This window comes from Runella salmonicolor (assembly GCF_024158025.1).
Lineage (GTDB): Bacteria > Bacteroidota > Bacteroidia > Cytophagales > Spirosomataceae > Runella > Runella salmonicolor.
In genome coordinates, this window is record NZ_JAMZEL010000024.1 from 30,805 (window position 1) to 47,867 (window position 17,063).

A 17,063-nucleotide genomic window follows, 5' to 3' on the forward strand; every position below is an offset into this window, starting at 1 on the left:
AAAGCCCCTTTTTTCGCTTTTTTATTTGGACGTTTTAAAGGGTATTATTAACCACCAATCGGGGTAGTTTTCCGCCGTTCTGATTGACCTTATCCCGGAATCGGTTCAGAATAGCCCCGCCGTAACCGCCGTTGGCCTGAAGCTCCCCCGTGGTGTAGGTCACTTCGCCCACGGGATGCCATGCCACTTTGGGGCGGCGGTAATGTCCCGATGTTTTCAGGTTACCGATGATTTCCGTGGCAACCGCCTGCCCAGCTTCGTCGTAGACGAAGGCCAAACCTACAATGTCGGCCCCCGCATCAAACGAAGTTTTTACCCCTCTCGTGACCGATTCCGTGACCTGACCTGGCGGGGAGTTGGTGTGCTCGACCATGTAAAAACCGCCTTTGTCTTTGGCCGTGGTTAGACCCAGCGCCGAGTCAAATTGAATGTCATAGGTGTGGTCGGGATTGTCCTTAATGTACATCACATTGGTTTTGGCGGCCAAATCACGCACCGCCGAGGTTCCCCTGCCGTTGGCCGCTCCACTGTCGTAGAAACTGCCCGAGTCCACCCCGACGTAAAGCGGCGATAAGAGGTCGGCTAGTTCATGAAGTCGACGGACGGTTTGGGCGATGCGCTGCCCATAACTTCCTTCATGCAGACCAGCGGCCGAATTATAGCCCCATTCCTGTTGGTCTGAACTCGTGGGCATCACGCAAAGGATACTGCCGTCCCTGTGCCAATCTCCGAATCGGTCTTTGTATTCCTGGGCAAACTGTTTGGCGTAGGTATCCCAAAAGGGGGAGGTAAACTTGATGGAGGAGCTTCCCCCCGCGTAGTCGGCTACGTTCAGCAGGGGGAAAAGATAGGTTTTGGCGGGAAGCATCCGCAGTTTGGCGATGATGAACAGCCCTTTTTGGTTCGCGTAGGTGAATACGTGCTCCACTACTTTCCAATTCGTGGTGCCATCGGTTTGGAACACATGGTCAATCGGGATGGCAATCAGAATGCCATCCATGCCCGCACTGGCGGCAAAATCAACCTGTTTTTCGAGGTATTCGGCCGTAATCACTTCCCCGTTGACGGCGTAATCACCGTCCGAGAAGCCTTCAAGCGTGTCCAAAAACAGCATGGTGTAGTTGGGCAGGGGCTGAACGGTGCGTGCGTTAGCCGCCAACTTGGTGACGGCGGCTGTCTTTTTGGTTTCCCCTTTTTTGCCTAACCATTTCCACAAAATCAGCCCCAAAACGGACCCGAAAAGGGTCAACGCAACCCAAAAGCGTTTTTGCTTTGGGTTGGAAAGTTGCCCCATCATTAAGCGGGGGCTTAATTTAAAGCGGTTTTTAGGCATTTTCTTCACGTTAGAGCTTGGTGACAAACAGGCCGTTCCCTTCCGTTTGCACGGGGTAGATTTTTCCGTCGATGCTGATTTCGAAGTCGGTGAATCGGCCCGGGCGCGACCAAACATCCTGTACCAGCAAGGCCCGATTTCCGTGGTTTTCGCACAACACCACAAAGGGTTGACGCTTAGTGATGGCGTCGTTGTACCAGCTACCATCGGTAATGGCTTCCACCGTGAGGCTAACGGGTACGTTGCCATCCTTGGCGGCCCGGCCGTAGGTAAATTTGGGCGCGGTTCGGGTGCCGTCCATGGCGTCCTGCACCTGCGAAAATGTGTACGCGGCAACGATGGTCGAATTGAGCGCCATTGCTTCTTTTCCCGCGTAGAACTTGTCCGAAAGGGGTGGTCTGCTGCCTCCCGCTTCGTAAGTCCATACGTGGAACTTATCGCTTCCATCTTCGTTTTTGCCGACGTACTCCTTGGCATGGGTGGTGGTGTTGGTTGGATTCCAACCCAATGGCCCCGGACACCAATAAAACAAATACTTAGCGGTGATTAACCCCAGCGTAAGATTGTCTTTGAAATAGCCTGGCGGATACAGCGGCTTGTTGTCGGTTCTCTTGACTACGGCGTTGTATTGCGGTATTTCGACGAAATGGTTTTGCGGAAATCGGTAAAAATCAAACTCACTGAAGGCCCACGAAAAGTACGACTGTTCTTTTTCGGGCAGGGCGCGGCTCCAAAGCTCCGTCGCATCGAGGGCTTTTAAATAGGTGATTTGGGGGCTTATGTTTTGCCCCGTTCCGTCCGAATCAGAAAAGTTTTGGTCGTAGCCCGTGTAGCCAAATCCCGTATTGATGATTGTGCCCCCATTATCCCGTTTTTTTAGGTCCCCAAGGCGCTGGTACGCCTCTTTGTATTTTAGAATATCGCGGTTTCTTGGTCCATACCCTCCGTGGGGGGACAGAACGGCATTGTCAAGGGTCAGGTTTTTGACGGATTTTCCGGGCGACTCCATCCAATTATACGCCTTCGCCCCCCGCTCTTCGAGGCGTTGGAGGACGTAGTTCATATTCGTGGTAAAATTAGGCGCATCGTAGTCAATGATCCACTTTGATTCTACCCCTGGCTCAATGTCGAAGGCCATGATTTTTTGAACCTGCAACCGATTTGCAAAGTCAAAACATTCGTTTTTCGTTAAATCGTGGAAGGCCCTTCGGCTTCCGTCGGCTCTTGGGGGCAAAGAGAGGAGGTATTTGGTCAGTACGTCGGAATAAAGCTTCTGGTGTTGTACTTTCCAATTAAACGATATGCTAAGTTCTTCCTTGCGCTGGTCGGTTTCATCGCGGAGGTCGTATTCAAAGCCGTAGAGCCTGTTTTTAAGCTGAAAAGGGGGGATTCGGGCAAATGCCGCTGGTCGGCCGATGGGATTGGGAGACTCGCCCACGGGGTTCCAGGTTTCGCTCGTGGGCACCACGTAAAAAAAAAGCTCGCTGCGGCGGTAATCCGCCCTTGGGTCGGCGTATTCCGCCCGCCAACTGTCTTTGAGGTCAGAAACGTCGACGGAGAATTTTGAAAGGTGGTAAAGCCGATACGGCCGTATCGGCTCCTCTTGCAATTTTCCACAGTTTTCTAAATCCGTCCATCCGTTCAGGGTGTAGCTTGCGGAGCGTAGACTACTGCCCACGTCGGTAAGGTACAATTGCCCATTTTTGGTCGAAATTCGTAAATCAAGGTGGTTATCGGGTCGGCTTTCGATGTATCTTAACTCGTAGTTGCCCGTGCGTTCAACAGACGGCAATAACGGGTCTTTAATGGGCGTAAGTTTACCGTTTCCCGTGCCCGTTCGGTCAGGATTGGTGGGGCTCACGGGGGGAACGGTTGTACTTATAACCGTAAACGGCTTAACGCCCGTGGTGGAGTCGCTTTTGCAATTGGTGGCCTTGATTTGTAGCGTATAATTGCCAGCGGGCAGCGAATGAGGGAGATATACCCTTGAGGAGGTAAGCTTTCCCGTGTTGCCCGAGGTCAATGTCACATTGCCCGACTTGATCTTGTAGTCAATCGTTTGTACGTCGAGGCTGTGAAAAGTAAATTCAAGCTGCGTTTTGGAAGGGGTAACCGTTAGCAATGTCAATCCCACCGCGCAATCAGGGCGCGCATCAACAACTGGAGAAGCGGGAGTTGTTGACGGCGGCGTGGTTTGTTTCAGTTGTGATTTGACGTACTCCTTCACCCATTCTTGGGTGGCAACGGTCTTGTTTTTTGTGCCCTCCTTGACCGTGAGTTGGGCGTGGGTTTGGGCAGTAACCAGCAAAAAGCACAGGGCAATGAACCATTGTCGGGTACTGAATGCTTTCAGGCTTGTTTTCATAGCTTTGATTTACCTTGTGAAATGAAGAATGAAAATCGCTTAGGCGATGAGTTGAAAAGTCAAAAGATAAGGCAGGTAGTAGCGGGCGTATTCCAAATCGAACACCCTGCACCCAAATCCTACCTGAATGGAAATTTTAAAGAAGATGATAGAGTGTTTTGGTCGCAACATGCGGCGCACAGCAGCCGGTTGGGCTTCAACCATGTCTGGGGTAATTAAGCGCATTTAAGCAACTTCCCCACTCCAACCGTCTTCCCATTCCACGTCGTCCCCAAAGGGATGGAGAAGGGCCGCCTTCGGGAGTTCCGACATGGGACTAAATTCCGCACAACGCAGATTGGTCGCGGGTTTCAACGACTTGGTGGCCCTGACGTGCAGTAATTCCGACATTAACCTTTTGGGGCATCTACCATAAAAACGCCGTCGGCACAGCCCTACCTTGGTCAGTGCTTTACTGATGGGATGTCCCTTTTCCACTAACGACAGTAATTGGGGGAAAACCGCTTCGTATTTACTCATGGGTTCACGTTTGCAGACTTGTTGTTGATTCTATCTTTGTGGCCTTTAATACAGACCGAGACTTCTTAAAAAGAGAATGGCCCTGAAAGGCAGCTTTTGAAAGGGTCGGTAACCCAAATCACCCAGCTTTTTTTGTTGCTCTTCATCCAGTAGCCCTTTGAGTTCGCCCTTCGAAAAACCGCACTGTTTCTCATACTGCGTCAGGCTTACCAATTCGGTCAAATGGTCGGGTAAAGGAAACACTTCCATCAGGTAGTCCCGGACACCATTGGAGAGGTACCGGCGCTTGCGAAAGCCTAACTCGGACAATCGCCCCCGTTCCTTTTCGGTAAGGCAATCCCATAACTGACCCCTCTGGAGTCCGCTGGCTTCCTCATATTCCGAAAAGGTAAGGCGCTTGATGGGCATTTCATTGAATGCTTATTTCCCCTCCCCTTCGGGAGAATTGGGCAAATCTTCATCACTGTCGGGATGGCTACCCGTAAGTTCTTCGCCCAAACGATGACCGTTTAATTTTACTTCTTCCAGTAAACCATAGCCGCTCATATTTTCCCGCCAGCGATCCTGTAAATTCTCCGCATCGATTGGCGCTCTTTTGGCGGGCATGGCTTCGTCATTGGACAGAAATTGAATAACAATGGGTTCCGTTTCGGGTTTGGGGGCATCTTCTGGCTTTTCTGGCTTTTTGGGTCTCAGCAGCGGCTCAACTACGCCCATGTAGAAGGCAAATAGCATCAGGCCGACCAGGACGAATACCATCATCAGGATTTTGCCCAGTGATACATCTACCGGGCGGTTTTCGGTTTCGAGAACGGGATTTCGGTTGTATCCCTCAAAATAACGGTTTTGGAGGTCTTGCGGATTCATGGCTTTTCGGTGCGTTTTTGGATGACAGATAGGATTGTTTGTTCGATGCGGGCTAACTCGGGCAAGACAAAATCTTGAAAAAGCTCGGTTTCCACGGTGAAAAGCTCCCCTTTTCCCAAATGGTAAATAGACACCACCCGAAGCGGTACACTGGGGTGCTGGGTGAGGTGTTTTTGAGCACTCTTGGCCTCTTCGAGTAGGGTTGCCAAGTCCTCAAGGCTGGTTTTTGATAAATCCTGCGTAAAATTCATGGGGTTGAATGATTACATTAAAAAGCGTTTTTTGTTGGAAAAAGGGAAGTAATCTTCCCCGGGAGCAAGGTGGAAAATGCCCGTTTGGGTATCCCTAATCCACACTTCATCGTCTTCGGTGTCGTAAATACGGGTTGCCCATTTTTTATTGGATTCTAAGCCGAAATTTTCCTTGATGACATCAATGAGCAATTGACCTATTTGTTGCCGGGCAATCACTTTTGAGGGCAGATTGGTAGGGTCATCGACGGTTTCTTTTACGATGTACATATTGGCCTGTTCCAACAGCGCAGGGGCAATTTCTCGGAAACTATGCGCCTGAAATATCAATTCGTTACCGTTGTTTTTCGGGGTTTTTAACAATTTTTCCCGTTGACGGGTCAAATTCCCCCGAAATAACACCCCGCAATCATCGAACAAAATGGAACAACGTTCCACCTGTTCCGTCACTACTTGGGCGAATCCGTCAATGTCATCGGAGCGAACGATACCCTTTATACGTTCCTGTCTCGGCAGGAAATATAAATCCCCGATCGTGAGCGGCATTAACGCGTAAGGATTGTAGCTGGAGTTATGGGTGTGGTCAAACACAATGATACTTTTGGGCACGTTACTCCGCAGAAAAAACTCTTGGGCGATTTCCATCGCCGTGTGGGTTTTTCCTACGTTACGTTTCCCCCCTGCCAACCAAATATTGCCCTTCGGATTCATTACTTTTTAAACTTTTTGGACACCGATTTGAAGGCCCCCGAAACCCGGTCCCCAATTACTTCTCGGCCGTTTTCGGCGATTTCAGCCAACGTCAGGAGGGTGTAGCTCCAGATAAAGTCTTTGGGGTTCTGCAACTCCAATACGCCCCGTTCATTATGGTCGTACATCTCCTGAAACAGCAACTCTTCGTAGATTTCACGCATCTCCTCGTCGGTCAGGATTTTGGCGTCGGTACTTTCAATTTTTCGACGTTGCGTTACGGCCTTTTGCACGGTTCCGACCATTTCGAGTTCTTCCTCCGTCATCTTGAACCCTTTTTCGTATTTTTCCACGAGTTCTACCATGGCATTGGAAGCGGCCATATTCCCCACGATGTTGCGGGCAAAACGGCTGATGGTTGCCAAGTACTTTAGGTTCGTGGATGCCTTCAAACGGGCCATTTTTCGCAAAAATGCTTCATCCACTTTGTAGCGTGGGGTGGGCGGTGGCGGCAGGTAGGGCTGCATGGAAGGCGGGACAAAAGGCGGTGAGACTTGACCCTGCGGTGGCATTTGCGACGGCGGGTAAGTAGGCTGTTGTTCAGGGTTCGTATATTCCTGCGGCGTGACGTGCCGGGCAATGGGCGGCTCGGCTGGTTTATCAGCCAGTACGCGCTCAAAGGCCCGGCCCGCTTGTTGCGTGGCCTGAACCAGTTCGTCAACGGCAAAATATCGGTCTCTTACATTGGAGTAGGCTGTCATAAGTGGAGGGTAGAATGACTACTTTTTACGGGTAAAATGATTGATGATGCGGGCAAATAGTCGTGAGGCTCCCCCGAATAGCTGGGCCCTGACCCAATCCCCTACTTGCTCTCGGTAAGCCGATAATTTGGCGGTCGTGCGCTTGAAAATACTTTCACGGTTTGCCTGCCTCTGTATTTCGTTGGCGATGTAGGGGCGTATCCAATCTTCTATCGCTGCTGGATTTCCGTGTACCAACCCCATTTTGGCCAACGTGTCGGTCACTAAGCGCAGCTGGACTTCATTGCGCACCATGATTTCAGGAATGGTCCTTTGGAAATGGATTGCTTCAAGGGCCGTTTTGTGAAAGGCGTCCATTTCCGCTTCCGAACCATACACCGATTGCATCCGACGTTTTAAGGTAATCGACTCAAAAGCATCACCAAAGAATTGTTCGGCCTGTTCGGGCGTAAACTCTCCATAGCGTACCATGATGTAATTTTCATCGTCAATCAGAACGAGCTTCATGGTTGGGGCATAAACGTGAGGAACAAAGACAGGATATGTTTGGCTTCGTATTTGACGGTGCCGTTTTCAACGTGGGTGGCCACGCATTCCATGGCTTCCTGTACACGTTTACTTTTCAGGTCGGGGCAAAAACCGTTGAAGTGCTCCACGATTGTGGACCGCTCAAAATCAATGTTTCCTTCTTCAACCAGGCGGGCAACTTCACGAATGCCTCTGACGACGTTCAGGTTTCCGAATGCTTCCAGCATGTGGGCAACCGATTCCTCGGAGGTTTTCAACGGGGCATCAAATGGTTTTTCCTGCGGTGGAAAGGCTTCATCGTCCCCATATTTTTTTGAAATAGGCGCTTCTGAAGGGGGCTTTACGGCCATTTGAACGGGGTATGCTGACAACCTTAGGCTGCGCAGTTCTTCCTCTAGGTGGACAATCTTCTTGTCTTGCCCCCGAATCACCTCCTGTTGATTGATGCGTTCGGCCGCATTCAATTGTTGGCTAAAGTGGGTCAAGGCATCGCGGTAGATAATATTTACGTGCACACCTGTTTGCTGGGCCAATTCAGTAAAAAACCGTTCGAGCGAAGCGCCGATTTTCAGGGATACCTGTTGGGTGTAAGGGTCGCGAACGGTTGGCTTGTAGTCGGTCATTGGGATAAAGGGCTGATTTCCGATTACGAAGTTGGGAACAAGAAATGGGTGCTCAAAAGCCCCCCCTTAGGTATCATAAGGATTCCTTAGGTTTCCTTAGGTATCCTTAGATACAGGGATAGTCCAGATACTTGGGTTTCCCCAAGGAAACCAAGGTTTTTGCAGAAAAAAAAGAATATGATTAATTTGCAAATGAATGCCTTCCTCTACGTTAGAAACCTTATTTGTGAAAAGTGAATGCCCGTGTTGAACAATGAAAATGTTGAAGTAAATGCCAAGTTTCTGACTAGAAATGGTGTTTACGCGAATGGTTATGCTGACCAAGTAATGTCCAAGGTTCGTAAGTCACTGAACAAAAAGCGGATTACCGTGCGCTCCTTTTGTGAGTATTATAAACTGGACATTGGTCTTTTTGAGGGAATGAAATAACCCAAAGACTTCCTGTAATTACATTTGTATGTACATGAGGGTACATGCGTTGAAGACCCTTGTGTTGTAATGGTAGGAAACCTTAGTTTCCTATATTGTGAAAATTGTTTTTTTGACTTAAATTAAAGTTATTTCGTACTTAGACTTAGCTATATCAACCTCAGATTCAATCCGTTATTTCCCATGGACTAACGCTATTATTTGGACTGACAAGGGCATCAACGAAACCAAGCTGTATTAACAGGCAAAAAGATTGGGTTGGCCGAATGGAAAAACAAGTGGAAGACTACCGACGAAGTTTAGCCGATACATGGCTGTATCGGCTAAAAACGATTTTTGGCGAAGGATTAAGAAGCCGACATCCCACAAGCCCATAAGTTGAGATAAGTTAAGAATCAAGGCTAAGTGTTTGAACCAGTTTTCGACATTAACCAGGCCAGAGGCGGTTAAATTCATTACCAATTAATCATTTAACGAAGCCTTGTATAAGTAAAAAAATCTCAACAAATTCTAAAATTTATCATAAAATACCGAAAATCCGGTATTTTATGATAAATTTTATTCTTCTACTTTTGCACACACACACACTACCCTTCTCAAATCAGTAAATCATTCTTGATTTTAAAAGCTTTCATACAGACAATAATCTATCTGTACATAAATAGCTAAATACTGAACATTAATACAAGGTATTATTTTGTCAATTACCCTTTTGTTAATTATTTATTAACAAAAGGGTAATTGACAAACTTAATTTCACGTCAAGAACTGGCGGTAATATATATTACCGTAATAAAAGAAATATGTATTTAGAAAAGTATTTGCTAAAAAATTAAAAAATAGGTAATTAGTTAAGGAGTCCAATTTATTCACATAAAACCATTTTCAAATGAAAACTTTAAATTTAAAATCCGTTTTTTGTTTGTTTGTATGTATATTCATGCTTTCTTGTAAAACGAATTTAAGTGATGACCAAATAAACCCTAAACAGGGCTATAAAAATGCCAGAGCTGGGTTGGAGGAAAAAGAATATTTAAAAAAATCCTTTGCTATATCTTTGGCTAAATCCTTGAAAGAAAGTAAAATGTTTAGAGAGATTTTAAAGTCAGAAGCGCTAAAACAATTTGACGAAGATTATGACGTTTTATATAACTTTATCAAGAATAAAACCTTGGAAAACAATGTCAAAGTCAAAGATTTAATATTAAAAAATATGGATAACAGAGCTAAAATCAAAGATATTGAAAGGCTTTTGCCCACCTTAACAATATTTGTTCCATCATTGCCAATGGAGTCTTTTTCTGCTAGCAAATGGAATGTTGAAACTCAAATACCCAAGGTAGCAATTCGGTCATTTACATCTAATGATATTCCAGTTATTGATTCAGAACTAAACGAGTCAGTGATACCTGCTAAATATATTCCAGGTTTTCCAGTTGTAGTTGTAAAAGAAAATATTAGATTAATAAGCAAAAATCATATTGATTATAATAGAACTAATACAAATAGAATTTTAAAAGATTCAGATGGTGGTGAATACAAATTTATTGACAATTGTTTTGACAAAGAATTTAAGAAAAACAAGCGTATTGCTCTGTTTGGAACACTAAACAGTAAGATAGTTGACGCCTATACTATATTCCAAAATACAGACAATTGGCACAGAGATCATATCTATTATGGGTTATCCTTAAGCTCCAGTAGTGGCCCATTTAATTATGATTTTGAGGAACGAATTACAAGTTTTAAATTTGTCAATGGAAACGCCTACAGTGTTATAGCAGATCAAACTGAAGATCCTCAACTTTTAGGCAGCATTGATAACACATCTCAAACGGCTTTTTGGACATCTGGAAGCTTTGTTTTTAAGTTCAAAGCACTTATTAATGCTAAAAACGGAGTTGGAGCCGAGGTCTCTAATTTTTATTATGCTTCTCCAGTGGATATATTTGAAATCCAATATCAAGCTTATCAGGTGGGTTATGTTACATTTTACGCGCCTATTAATGTTGTGCCAAAGGAAGTAAATCCCAATATTTCAATATTTAAATGGAATTTATATGAATATTCGACATCAATAAAAATCAGTGTTGAAGAGATAGATTCTCAAGAAACACAAACTACCACATTTCAGAATAGTGCTACATTTGCAGCTAACTTTGATGCTTCGGGAACAATAAATAAAGTAGGTTTAAAATTTGGCTCTAGTTTTCAACAAAGCCAAAATATAACATCCCAAATCGTTACTACTTTGGGTAGCGATATACTGGGAGATTGTATAGTTAATTTTGCTGATAATGTTATAACAGGTACTGGGTCTATTTTTGGGATTAATTATTACAATTTACAAGAATATGGGTCTGCCTATAAAATAACTGTTGAACCAATTAAAGTTCAATAAGCTTATACATTTTTCGCTATTTTGTTTCAGTCTATTTTTTTAGTAATTTATAACAGAAAATAGGCTGAAACAAAATAGCTATTTATAAATACAAGTAATAAATTTAGAGCTATGAAAAATTCCATAATTGTCCTATCAACCCTTTTTGCAATAATTGGGTGCAATAAAAACGCAACATTTGATCCTTTAGAAATAAAAGCAGAGATTAATGTAAAAAATATTAAGTATTTACTAGAAAATTCTGTATCAGGAAATGAGGATTGTAACAACTTTTTCGTGTCCTTATCAAACTCAAATGAGAACAACTTCAAATATAATTTGTTATTTAATTTATCTAAAAATGGAGAAATAAATTCCGTAACACTAGTAGATATAAAAGACAATAGCAAAAACTATAAATCATCAACATTTAATCCTAAAGAAACTTTCAAAATCAAGTCATTTAGTTATGACAGTATTAATAATAATTTATCATATGAATATGAAGGTTTAGTTTTTTTACCATATCACAAAGACTCAATTTTGATCAATGGATATGTTAAAAATGTTAAAATCAATAGTAAAGAGTGCTTAAATGTTAAAAATGAGTTAGATGGAAGTATAAAATTTGGGGATGGAGCAGAAGCAAATATTTATACCGCATTTAGTGCCGCTGTTTTCAAATCCAATGAATATAACTATAGCTTTTACACGAATGATGGATTAAGGTTTGGTTTTAATATTAATTCTCCAATTTCGACTTTAATACCAGGAGTATATAATATAAACACCAGTGGTTCTTTGAATTTAACGGTAACATTTGAAGAATATTTAGGTGTTATTGATAAAAACTATTACTTTTTATACACTCCTAAAGAGTGGCGTAATTTCAAAACCGAGGGCAGTTTAGAAATTACCGAACAAAGGACTAGCAATAACACAAAAATGACAATAGGCCGCTTGAAGCTTAAAATTTATAAAGACAATAATATTTTTGCGATTATTGATAACGGTAGTTTTTTCATATCAAATAATTCTTAGCATGGCTTTCTTATAAAACCATTTGTTGTGTAAAGAACGGAACCAAGGTTGGAAATTTGCAAAAGCGTCCAAGTGAGCAGCCATATTTTGGACATTCATACTATTTAGGAGATTTATAGTCTGTGTTCGTAAGTTACTTTAGAGCCGACTTACAGGCGCTTTAGCCGTAAGTAAATCATCTTCAACCAGAGTCACATCCCTTGGGGGCATCAACGCTTGGGCCTTTAGGTTTGAAAAGTGTAGTTTATGCAGAAAATCAAGCAAGTGGGCGTAGTAGTTACGGGTGTGTTACATGCCAAAAACAGCCTGTGTGGGGTTCCATTGGGGCATTGCTTTCAGCAGCTGTAGGGCGCTCTTAACGCCTTGGGCGTACTTCTTTGCAGAATACCATTACACAACCAGAAGTGACTTTAGCAATGTCTACACCAATAAAGAATTGTATAAAATCCATGAAATTTACTAGGTACACAAAAAACGACTTGCCCTGTTGTTCGATACCTTGGTAACGGGACTGGAGTCCCACATTTCTATACGAACCTTTGCAAGTCAAAACAGAACGGGGTCTGAATAGGCCCATAGGTCGCTGGCCTTGTCGAGCGATAGGGTATCTGTTTACCATAACGACGGTAGGTGCCTAATTTTGTTTTATTATACTCGCTCTCAAATCTAAAGGCCGTCGTGGTGGTAATTTTAACTGGGCAAGCAGTCGTAGTCATGATTTTGTAATGTTGTAACAACAAAAATAGGGCTAATCACTGCCCGTATTTATAAGAAAGTCCTGTTCATACTATTTAACCTTTTCATCTAAAATCAATTACTAGTTGGTCTTTGTGGTACAGTTTTCCGTATCGTCGTCGTCGGCCGTTATCGGCGCGGTCATGGTTAAGGTGGCATCGCTGACAAAGGGCTTGTAAGTTAGTTAGGTCGTTATTTCGTACATCATGGTCAAGATGGGCAATGGCAAGTTTGATTACCTTCCAGTCAATAAAGTCGGTCATGTAGCCATCATTAAGTTCATTTCGCAGTTTTTGCGCCTCTTGATAGGTCTTTGGCATTTCATTCTCGTAACGAATGAACTTTTTAGATCGCGAATCCCACCTGACGACGGCATGATTCGGAACCAGACAGTTCTCACAAGCGTGTTTAGCCCGGTCGAGAACGGCTGGCCGAAGTTCGGTGAACCAGTTTTTAGGGTAGTATTTGTACTTAATGGGCATCTACCGCTCCGTTATGGTCATTCATATCATTGCTTCTTATAAAGCCAGTTGAATGGTGGTTGAAAATAATTTATAATAAACTCTAAGTAAGTAACTTACCTATATCTGTAAATCAGGCATTACGATTAGCACGCTCCAACCCAAATAGCTCATTATACGATTTGCAGGGTTGTTTTTTATGAAAAAATTAGCACTTAGAAAGTTGAAATGCTTGTAATCGAATCGTTCCAGTGTACTTTGGTGCTTTCAATTCTAATGTTAAAATACTCAAGTAGATGACTTTGAATTCTGCACATCAGGTCGAATAGGTGCATTGGCCTATTGGCATATTCCGCTACCTCAAAAAGAAGAATGGCTAACCGATAATCCAGTTTAACCTTAACCAGATACTCGTTGCCATGATTAAACTTGGTGTAAAACTTGGGTGTATTCAACCATCTTTCCAATGTATCATAGAGCTTTAGCGCGTATTCGACCCGAAGTGCTTTTTCTTTTGTATTCGGTAGACTCCGCCAGTAATATTCGAATGCATGGTAACAATGGTCGATTTGAACCCAACTGATTTCAAATTCTGCGCTCTTATATTTTGGCGTAACCACATGGAATTTCATTTCCTTGCATTGAATTTATTGGCAAGCTCATTTAGTCCGTTTTGGTAAGCCTGAAATTGCTGAGAATCAAATGGCTCTTTGGTTTCAAGGGATAGGAAGGCTGACGAAATCGGTTGAATTGGCCTTGCCTTTTCTAAAAGTTCGGGCTGAAAGTCATGAATGTGGATTTGGTACCAACCTTCGACCGCAGGTTTACCGCAAATTGAAATTTTTGAATCACAAAATGCCAATATTTCGTCGTGATTTCTGAATCGCATTTTGTGGTGCAGGTGCTCACGGAATACTTCCATCGGAATCCGTTTCTGCATGACTTCTTTATCGTGGGCGGCATAGAGGTTAATTTTGCCATTTTTATACAGGCTGTTAAAGTAATTGACCAGAAACGGCCGTTGAAGTAACCAGTTATCATTGCTAGTCCAACCATAACGGGTGAGGGTCAGAATCGGCAAATGCTCGGCTTTTGGGGTAAGAGCACTATTGCGGTAAACAACGATGCTGGTCATTCTTTCAAAATATCTGGAAAGGGGATTTTTGACTTTATTCATCAGAAGCCGGTCTTTCTGTTCATCTTCTTTGCCTTTGCCTTCGGAGTAACCTGTCAAATAGGGCACTCTGTTGTTTTCGTTATTCGGGTCGAGGTGTATTTGCCACCAGTACTCCGACTCGGCACGGTTAGCTTTGAATTTTGTGTTCATGAGACTTAAAATAGCTTGAGTGTATATTAAAAAATGCAAATGAGATTTGTTAAAATGGGGATAGCTGGACCACAGTGGGCGTTTTTGGAGTTTGGGAAAATTTTTTAAAATCGCGTTTCCTAACTTTAAGTTAACACCTGAAAACTTCTGTAAACTTTGTATAACTGCTTTCTTTGAAAGCAGAATTCGAGGATTACCCCTAACCGAATAACTGCTATCCGGTCTAAAAAAAACAGCGATAACGCTGAATAATATACGTCTAATCGGACATTTTTATGTTTCCTCGCGGGGTGGTGAATAGCTGAAAATTGTGCACGAAATCAGCAGTCACGATGGATAATATCGTCAGTAGCTTTAAGGGGAACGGTTGCGTTTGATTAGGATCATAATCGGTCAAAAATTAATCAATAGAAGGAGATAGAGTAATTTGAGATAGTTAAACAGAGGGGGTTGTGAGAGGTTCCTCAACAAAAATTTCTTCGTAGATATAGATCATCATTGCAATATGTGTTACTTTGGTTACACCTTCTCGCTTCAAAAACTCCTCATTTGTAAGTTGACAGGCATAGTAAAGATGCCGTCTCAATAAAATCTGAAATAACATGGAGCACAGCTCAATCTCACAGCAAACCTCGTCCGCCCATTGACGGCTGATGTCAATTGATTTTTTCGGGTACATGTGAAGTCGAATTGTGTTGGTGTTTGGCCCGACATTGTTCTACGCGGTGTGCGTTAAGGGCGTTTTGACTGGAGAATTCTTTACCACAAGCAGGGCACTTATATTCAATGGGGGAAACGATGGATTTTAAATTGGGGTTCTGCTCAGCGTAATACGAAACGAGCCATTCAATCAGCGGGACATTGGCCTTGTAAGAATCGTTGATTAATTGATAATATCCTTTTCGCTGGAGATGGAATGTCCATCGTCCAAGGTTGTCTGAGTAGCACTCCATCGTTTTCCTCATTTTCACTAAATGCTCTTCGCGGTCAAACTTTGGATTTGGCTTAGGTGTTAACTCAATGGGAAGTATAGAATTTTTAAAAGTGTACTCCTTAATCCACAACATAAGTTCAACGCCTGCTTTCTCGGCATTCGTTTCCAGCGCCCTAAAACAACCTCTGCGCTGATTAAGCATGTCATTATGAAGAGTGGTCAGGACTTCGTGCATGATTTTTTCCATTTCATGCAAGTATTTATTGTCCTGTTGTGGTACATTAACGCTAATTGTGCCGGGTATCACGAGGGTTAAAGTTTAGCATATTACACTTCATTTTTCTAAGGTTCTTTGGTTAAAAAAGCGGCAGGGGAGCATCACAACTTTATCCCATTTCACTTGCTCCCCTCTAACCGCCTACCTGAAAAAGCAGGTAGTCTTGTTAACTCATACACTATTAAGTCTCCCTATGTCTTAATTAATTTTTCATTGAGGAGTGTTTACAATCCTAAAAAATATTTTTTACGCTCTTACGGTTGGATTTTTCTTTGGGATTATAGAAGGCCCAATATTTCTCTATCATTTCAACCAGCCATTCATATTCGTCTGGGGTAGGTTCTTTCTCTTTATCCAATATTCGGGCCAGTGTTCGCTCACTTGTATAACCAAAACGAGCATTAAATTTTTCAACAAACTCAACACGGCCTCCACCCTTGCCTGCCTTGATGCCTGTATCCCACATATTTATGTACTTGTCTGCTAAATACATATTAAAAACATTTTGTATAAAGGATTTTGCTTTGTTAGTGAATTGTCTGATATTTGTCAGGCAATAGTCAGTATAAAAATCAGGCAAATATAAAGTTAAAACATTATAAATATCAACTAAAAATCTTATTTTGGTTGATAGTATTCTGTAAAAACCAGATATTCAGTTTGTTATGTTTGCTTTTTTTGGTTTGTTTAATGGCGAATCCACCTAAAATCACCTAAAAAATGTCAAAAAACCTTATAACGCCTGCCTCAAAACCAATAGGCGAAGTTTTGAGGCAGATTCTAAAAGAAAGTCGGTTTACTCAAGCAGAGATTGCGAGACGGTTAGAAATTACGCCTCAAAGTATTACTTCAGCATTGGGTAAGAGGAATATGAATACATCGTCTGTAGAGAAATGGGCTAAAGCACTAGAAATAGATGCCCAAGATATTTACCGGAGGATGGAAGGGCTCTCGGAAGAACAAAAAGAAGAGCAAAAAGGTGATGGATATTTAATGAGATACATCACTGAGCTTGAAGAAACAGTGAGAGATTTAAGAACTACTGTTAAGAGCCAGGCAGAGACTATTTTGGTGCTCTCGGGAAAGTGGGATAGTGTATATGTAGCCGGATTTGAAAAGGCTTATATTTTTTTTAGCCTTTTATATACAAATCCATATACACTTCATAATCCAAGCGGATTAACGGCTTGTTAATTAAGTGCTTATAATGAAAAAATAGCGCCCAGCCTCGGGAGCCCTAAAAATCAAGCACTTACGAGATAATTCTTGTAAGTGCTTTTTTATTTGATACACAATTTGATACACAACTCACTGCTCACCCATTCTTCGTTACCCTTTTAAATAAATGCTAAAGAGGGAATGTGTGTACGTTTTCCCTGAAATAACATAGAGTATCCGACTGGGAGGTTCAAGTTTAACCGGATCAAAACCAAAAGTTGTGGAGAGCGTTGGATTTTTTTAGGTTTGTGTTTTAATCAACCCTATCTGTTTTGGAAAGTTTTCTGCCTTTATTAGAGTACCTCTTACCTGATTTTATCGTAT

Annotated in this window: 18 protein-coding genes; 4 read left to right on the top strand and 14 right to left on the bottom strand. The window is 42.8% G+C overall.

Features of this window, described 5'->3' with window-relative positions; translation table 11 throughout:
• Positions 1 to 34 precede the first annotated feature (34 nt).
• Positions 35 to 1,333, bottom strand: coding sequence for a hypothetical protein (locus tag NCI00_RS28535; protein ID WP_253533271.1), 1,299 nt, complete (start codon positions 1,331 to 1,333; stop codon positions 35 to 37).
• Between the two features lie 10 nt (positions 1,334 to 1,343).
• Positions 1,344 to 3,698, bottom strand: coding sequence for a hypothetical protein (locus NCI00_RS28540; RefSeq protein WP_253533273.1), 2,355 nt, complete (start codon positions 3,696 to 3,698; stop codon positions 1,344 to 1,346).
• A 21-nt stretch (positions 3,699 to 3,719) separates the two neighbouring features.
• Here NCI00_RS28540 and NCI00_RS28545 point away from each other — a divergent pair, with 21 nt between their 5' ends.
• Positions 3,720 to 3,917 carry a hypothetical protein gene (locus NCI00_RS28545; RefSeq protein WP_253533275.1) on the top strand — a complete coding sequence of 66 codons (198 nt, stop codon included), beginning with the start codon at positions 3,720 to 3,722 and terminating at the stop codon, positions 3,915 to 3,917.
• Positions 3,918 to 3,923: 6 nt separating this feature from the next.
• Here NCI00_RS28545 and NCI00_RS28550 read toward each other — a convergent pair whose 3' ends face one another.
• Genes NCI00_RS28550 through NCI00_RS28585 form a run of 8 tightly spaced genes read right to left on the bottom strand, consistent with a single transcriptional unit; the run spans position 3,924 to position 7,937 of the window.
• Positions 3,924 to 4,217, bottom strand: a complete 294-nt coding sequence (locus tag NCI00_RS28550) for a hypothetical protein (protein ID WP_253533277.1) — start codon at positions 4,215 to 4,217, stop codon at positions 3,924 to 3,926.
• Between the two features lie 45 nt (positions 4,218 to 4,262).
• Positions 4,263 to 4,625 carry a hypothetical protein gene (locus NCI00_RS28555; RefSeq protein ID WP_253533279.1) on the bottom strand — a complete coding sequence of 121 codons (363 nt, stop codon included), beginning with the start codon at positions 4,623 to 4,625 and terminating at the stop codon, positions 4,263 to 4,265.
• A 12-nt stretch (positions 4,626 to 4,637) separates the two neighbouring features.
• Positions 4,638 to 5,084, bottom strand: a complete 447-nt coding sequence (locus tag NCI00_RS28560) for a hypothetical protein (protein ID WP_253533281.1) — start codon at positions 5,082 to 5,084, stop codon at positions 4,638 to 4,640.
• Entirely contained in the window at positions 5,081 to 5,335 is a 255-nt protein-coding gene (locus tag NCI00_RS28565; protein ID WP_253533283.1) for a hypothetical protein, read from the bottom strand. The genes NCI00_RS28560 and NCI00_RS28565 overlap by 4 nt, the downstream gene beginning before the upstream one ends.
• A gap of 12 nt (positions 5,336 to 5,347) precedes the next feature.
• Positions 5,348 to 6,046: a hypothetical protein gene (locus tag NCI00_RS28570; protein WP_253533286.1), complete on the bottom strand. Its 699-nt coding sequence runs from the start codon at positions 6,044 to 6,046 to the stop codon at positions 5,348 to 5,350.
• Complete coding sequence (locus tag NCI00_RS28575; RefSeq protein ID WP_253533288.1) at positions 6,046 to 6,786, bottom strand: hypothetical protein; 741 nt, start codon at positions 6,784 to 6,786, stop codon at positions 6,046 to 6,048. The genes NCI00_RS28570 and NCI00_RS28575 overlap by 1 nt, the downstream gene beginning before the upstream one ends.
• Positions 6,787 to 6,804: 18 nt before the next feature.
• The gene (locus NCI00_RS28580; protein WP_253533290.1) at positions 6,805 to 7,293 is read right to left on the bottom strand and encodes a hypothetical protein; all 489 of its coding nucleotides are present in this window, start codon (positions 7,291 to 7,293) and stop codon (positions 6,805 to 6,807) included.
• Positions 7,290 to 7,937 (bottom strand): BRCT domain-containing protein, encoded by a 648-nt coding sequence (locus tag NCI00_RS28585; RefSeq protein WP_253533292.1) that lies wholly within the window; start codon positions 7,935 to 7,937, stop codon positions 7,290 to 7,292. Before NCI00_RS28585 ends, NCI00_RS28580 begins: the two co-directional genes overlap by 4 nt.
• A 1,318-nt stretch (positions 7,938 to 9,255) precedes the next feature.
• On the opposite strand from NCI00_RS28585, the gene NCI00_RS28590 reads away from it, so the two are divergent.
• Positions 9,256 to 10,767: a hypothetical protein gene (locus tag NCI00_RS28590; protein WP_253533294.1), complete on the top strand. Its 1,512-nt coding sequence runs from the start codon at positions 9,256 to 9,258 to the stop codon at positions 10,765 to 10,767.
• Between the two features lie 111 nt (positions 10,768 to 10,878).
• Positions 10,879 to 11,787 carry a hypothetical protein gene (locus NCI00_RS28595; RefSeq protein WP_253533296.1) on the top strand — a complete coding sequence of 303 codons (909 nt, stop codon included), beginning with the start codon at positions 10,879 to 10,881 and terminating at the stop codon, positions 11,785 to 11,787.
• An 800-nt stretch (positions 11,788 to 12,587) separates the two neighbouring features.
• Here NCI00_RS28595 and NCI00_RS28600 read toward each other — a convergent pair.
• The 4 genes from NCI00_RS28600 to NCI00_RS28615 form a co-directional block, all read right to left on the bottom strand.
• Entirely contained in the window at positions 12,588 to 13,004 is a 417-nt protein-coding gene (locus tag NCI00_RS28600; RefSeq protein WP_253533298.1) for a hypothetical protein, read from the bottom strand.
• Between the two features lie 607 nt (positions 13,005 to 13,611).
• Entirely contained in the window at positions 13,612 to 14,310 is a 699-nt protein-coding gene (locus tag NCI00_RS28605) for a hypothetical protein (RefSeq protein WP_253533300.1), read from the bottom strand.
• Between the two features lie 656 nt (positions 14,311 to 14,966).
• A complete protein-coding gene (locus NCI00_RS29535; RefSeq protein ID WP_253533302.1) occupies positions 14,967 to 15,551 on the bottom strand; it encodes a C2H2-type zinc finger protein in 585 nt (194 codons plus the stop codon).
• A gap of 202 nt (positions 15,552 to 15,753) precedes the next feature.
• Positions 15,754 to 16,014 carry a hypothetical protein gene (locus NCI00_RS28615; protein ID WP_253533304.1) on the bottom strand — a complete coding sequence of 87 codons (261 nt, stop codon included), beginning with the start codon at positions 16,012 to 16,014 and terminating at the stop codon, positions 15,754 to 15,756.
• Positions 16,015 to 16,241: 227 nt separating this feature from the next.
• Here NCI00_RS28615 and NCI00_RS28620 point away from each other — a divergent pair, with 227 nt between their 5' ends.
• Positions 16,242 to 16,715 carry a helix-turn-helix domain-containing protein gene (locus NCI00_RS28620; protein WP_253533306.1) on the top strand — a complete coding sequence of 158 codons (474 nt, stop codon included), beginning with the start codon at positions 16,242 to 16,244 and terminating at the stop codon, positions 16,713 to 16,715.
• Positions 16,716 to 17,063 lie beyond the last annotated feature (348 nt).

Excerpts from the sequence above, each read along its gene's own strand:
- NCI00_RS28535 (WP_253533271.1), bottom strand. The coding sequence starts at position 1,333 with ATGCCTAAAAACCGCTTTAAATTAAGCCCCCGCTTAATGATGGGGCAA.
- NCI00_RS28540 (WP_253533273.1), bottom strand. The coding sequence starts at position 3,698 with ATGAAAACAAGCCTGAAAGCATTCAGTACCCGACAATGGTTCATTGCC.
- NCI00_RS28545 (WP_253533275.1), top strand. The coding sequence starts at position 3,720 with ATGAAGAATGAAAATCGCTTAGGCGATGAGTTGAAAAGTCAAAAGATA.
- NCI00_RS28550 (WP_253533277.1), bottom strand. The coding sequence starts at position 4,217 with ATGAGTAAATACGAAGCGGTTTTCCCCCAATTACTGTCGTTAGTGGAA.
- NCI00_RS28555 (WP_253533279.1), bottom strand. The coding sequence starts at position 4,625 with ATGCCCATCAAGCGCCTTACCTTTTCGGAATATGAGGAAGCCAGCGGA.
- NCI00_RS28560 (WP_253533281.1), bottom strand. The coding sequence starts at position 5,084 with ATGAATCCGCAAGACCTCCAAAACCGTTATTTTGAGGGATACAACCGA.
- NCI00_RS28565 (WP_253533283.1), bottom strand. The coding sequence starts at position 5,335 with ATGAATTTTACGCAGGATTTATCAAAAACCAGCCTTGAGGACTTGGCA.
- NCI00_RS28570 (WP_253533286.1), bottom strand. The coding sequence starts at position 6,046 with ATGAATCCGAAGGGCAATATTTGGTTGGCAGGGGGGAAACGTAACGTA.
- NCI00_RS28575 (WP_253533288.1), bottom strand. The coding sequence starts at position 6,786 with ATGACAGCCTACTCCAATGTAAGAGACCGATATTTTGCCGTTGACGAA.
- NCI00_RS28580 (WP_253533290.1), bottom strand. The coding sequence starts at position 7,293 with ATGAAGCTCGTTCTGATTGACGATGAAAATTACATCATGGTACGCTAT.
- NCI00_RS28585 (WP_253533292.1), bottom strand. The coding sequence starts at position 7,937 with ATGACCGACTACAAGCCAACCGTTCGCGACCCTTACACCCAACAGGTA.
- NCI00_RS28590 (WP_253533294.1), top strand. The coding sequence starts at position 9,256 with ATGAAAACTTTAAATTTAAAATCCGTTTTTTGTTTGTTTGTATGTATA.
- NCI00_RS28595 (WP_253533296.1), top strand. The coding sequence starts at position 10,879 with ATGAAAAATTCCATAATTGTCCTATCAACCCTTTTTGCAATAATTGGG.
- NCI00_RS28600 (WP_253533298.1), bottom strand. The coding sequence starts at position 13,004 with ATGCCCATTAAGTACAAATACTACCCTAAAAACTGGTTCACCGAACTT.
- NCI00_RS28605 (WP_253533300.1), bottom strand. The coding sequence starts at position 14,310 with ATGAACACAAAATTCAAAGCTAACCGTGCCGAGTCGGAGTACTGGTGG.
- NCI00_RS28615 (WP_253533304.1), bottom strand. The coding sequence starts at position 16,014 with ATGTATTTAGCAGACAAGTACATAAATATGTGGGATACAGGCATCAAG.
- NCI00_RS28620 (WP_253533306.1), top strand. The coding sequence starts at position 16,242 with ATGTCAAAAAACCTTATAACGCCTGCCTCAAAACCAATAGGCGAAGTT.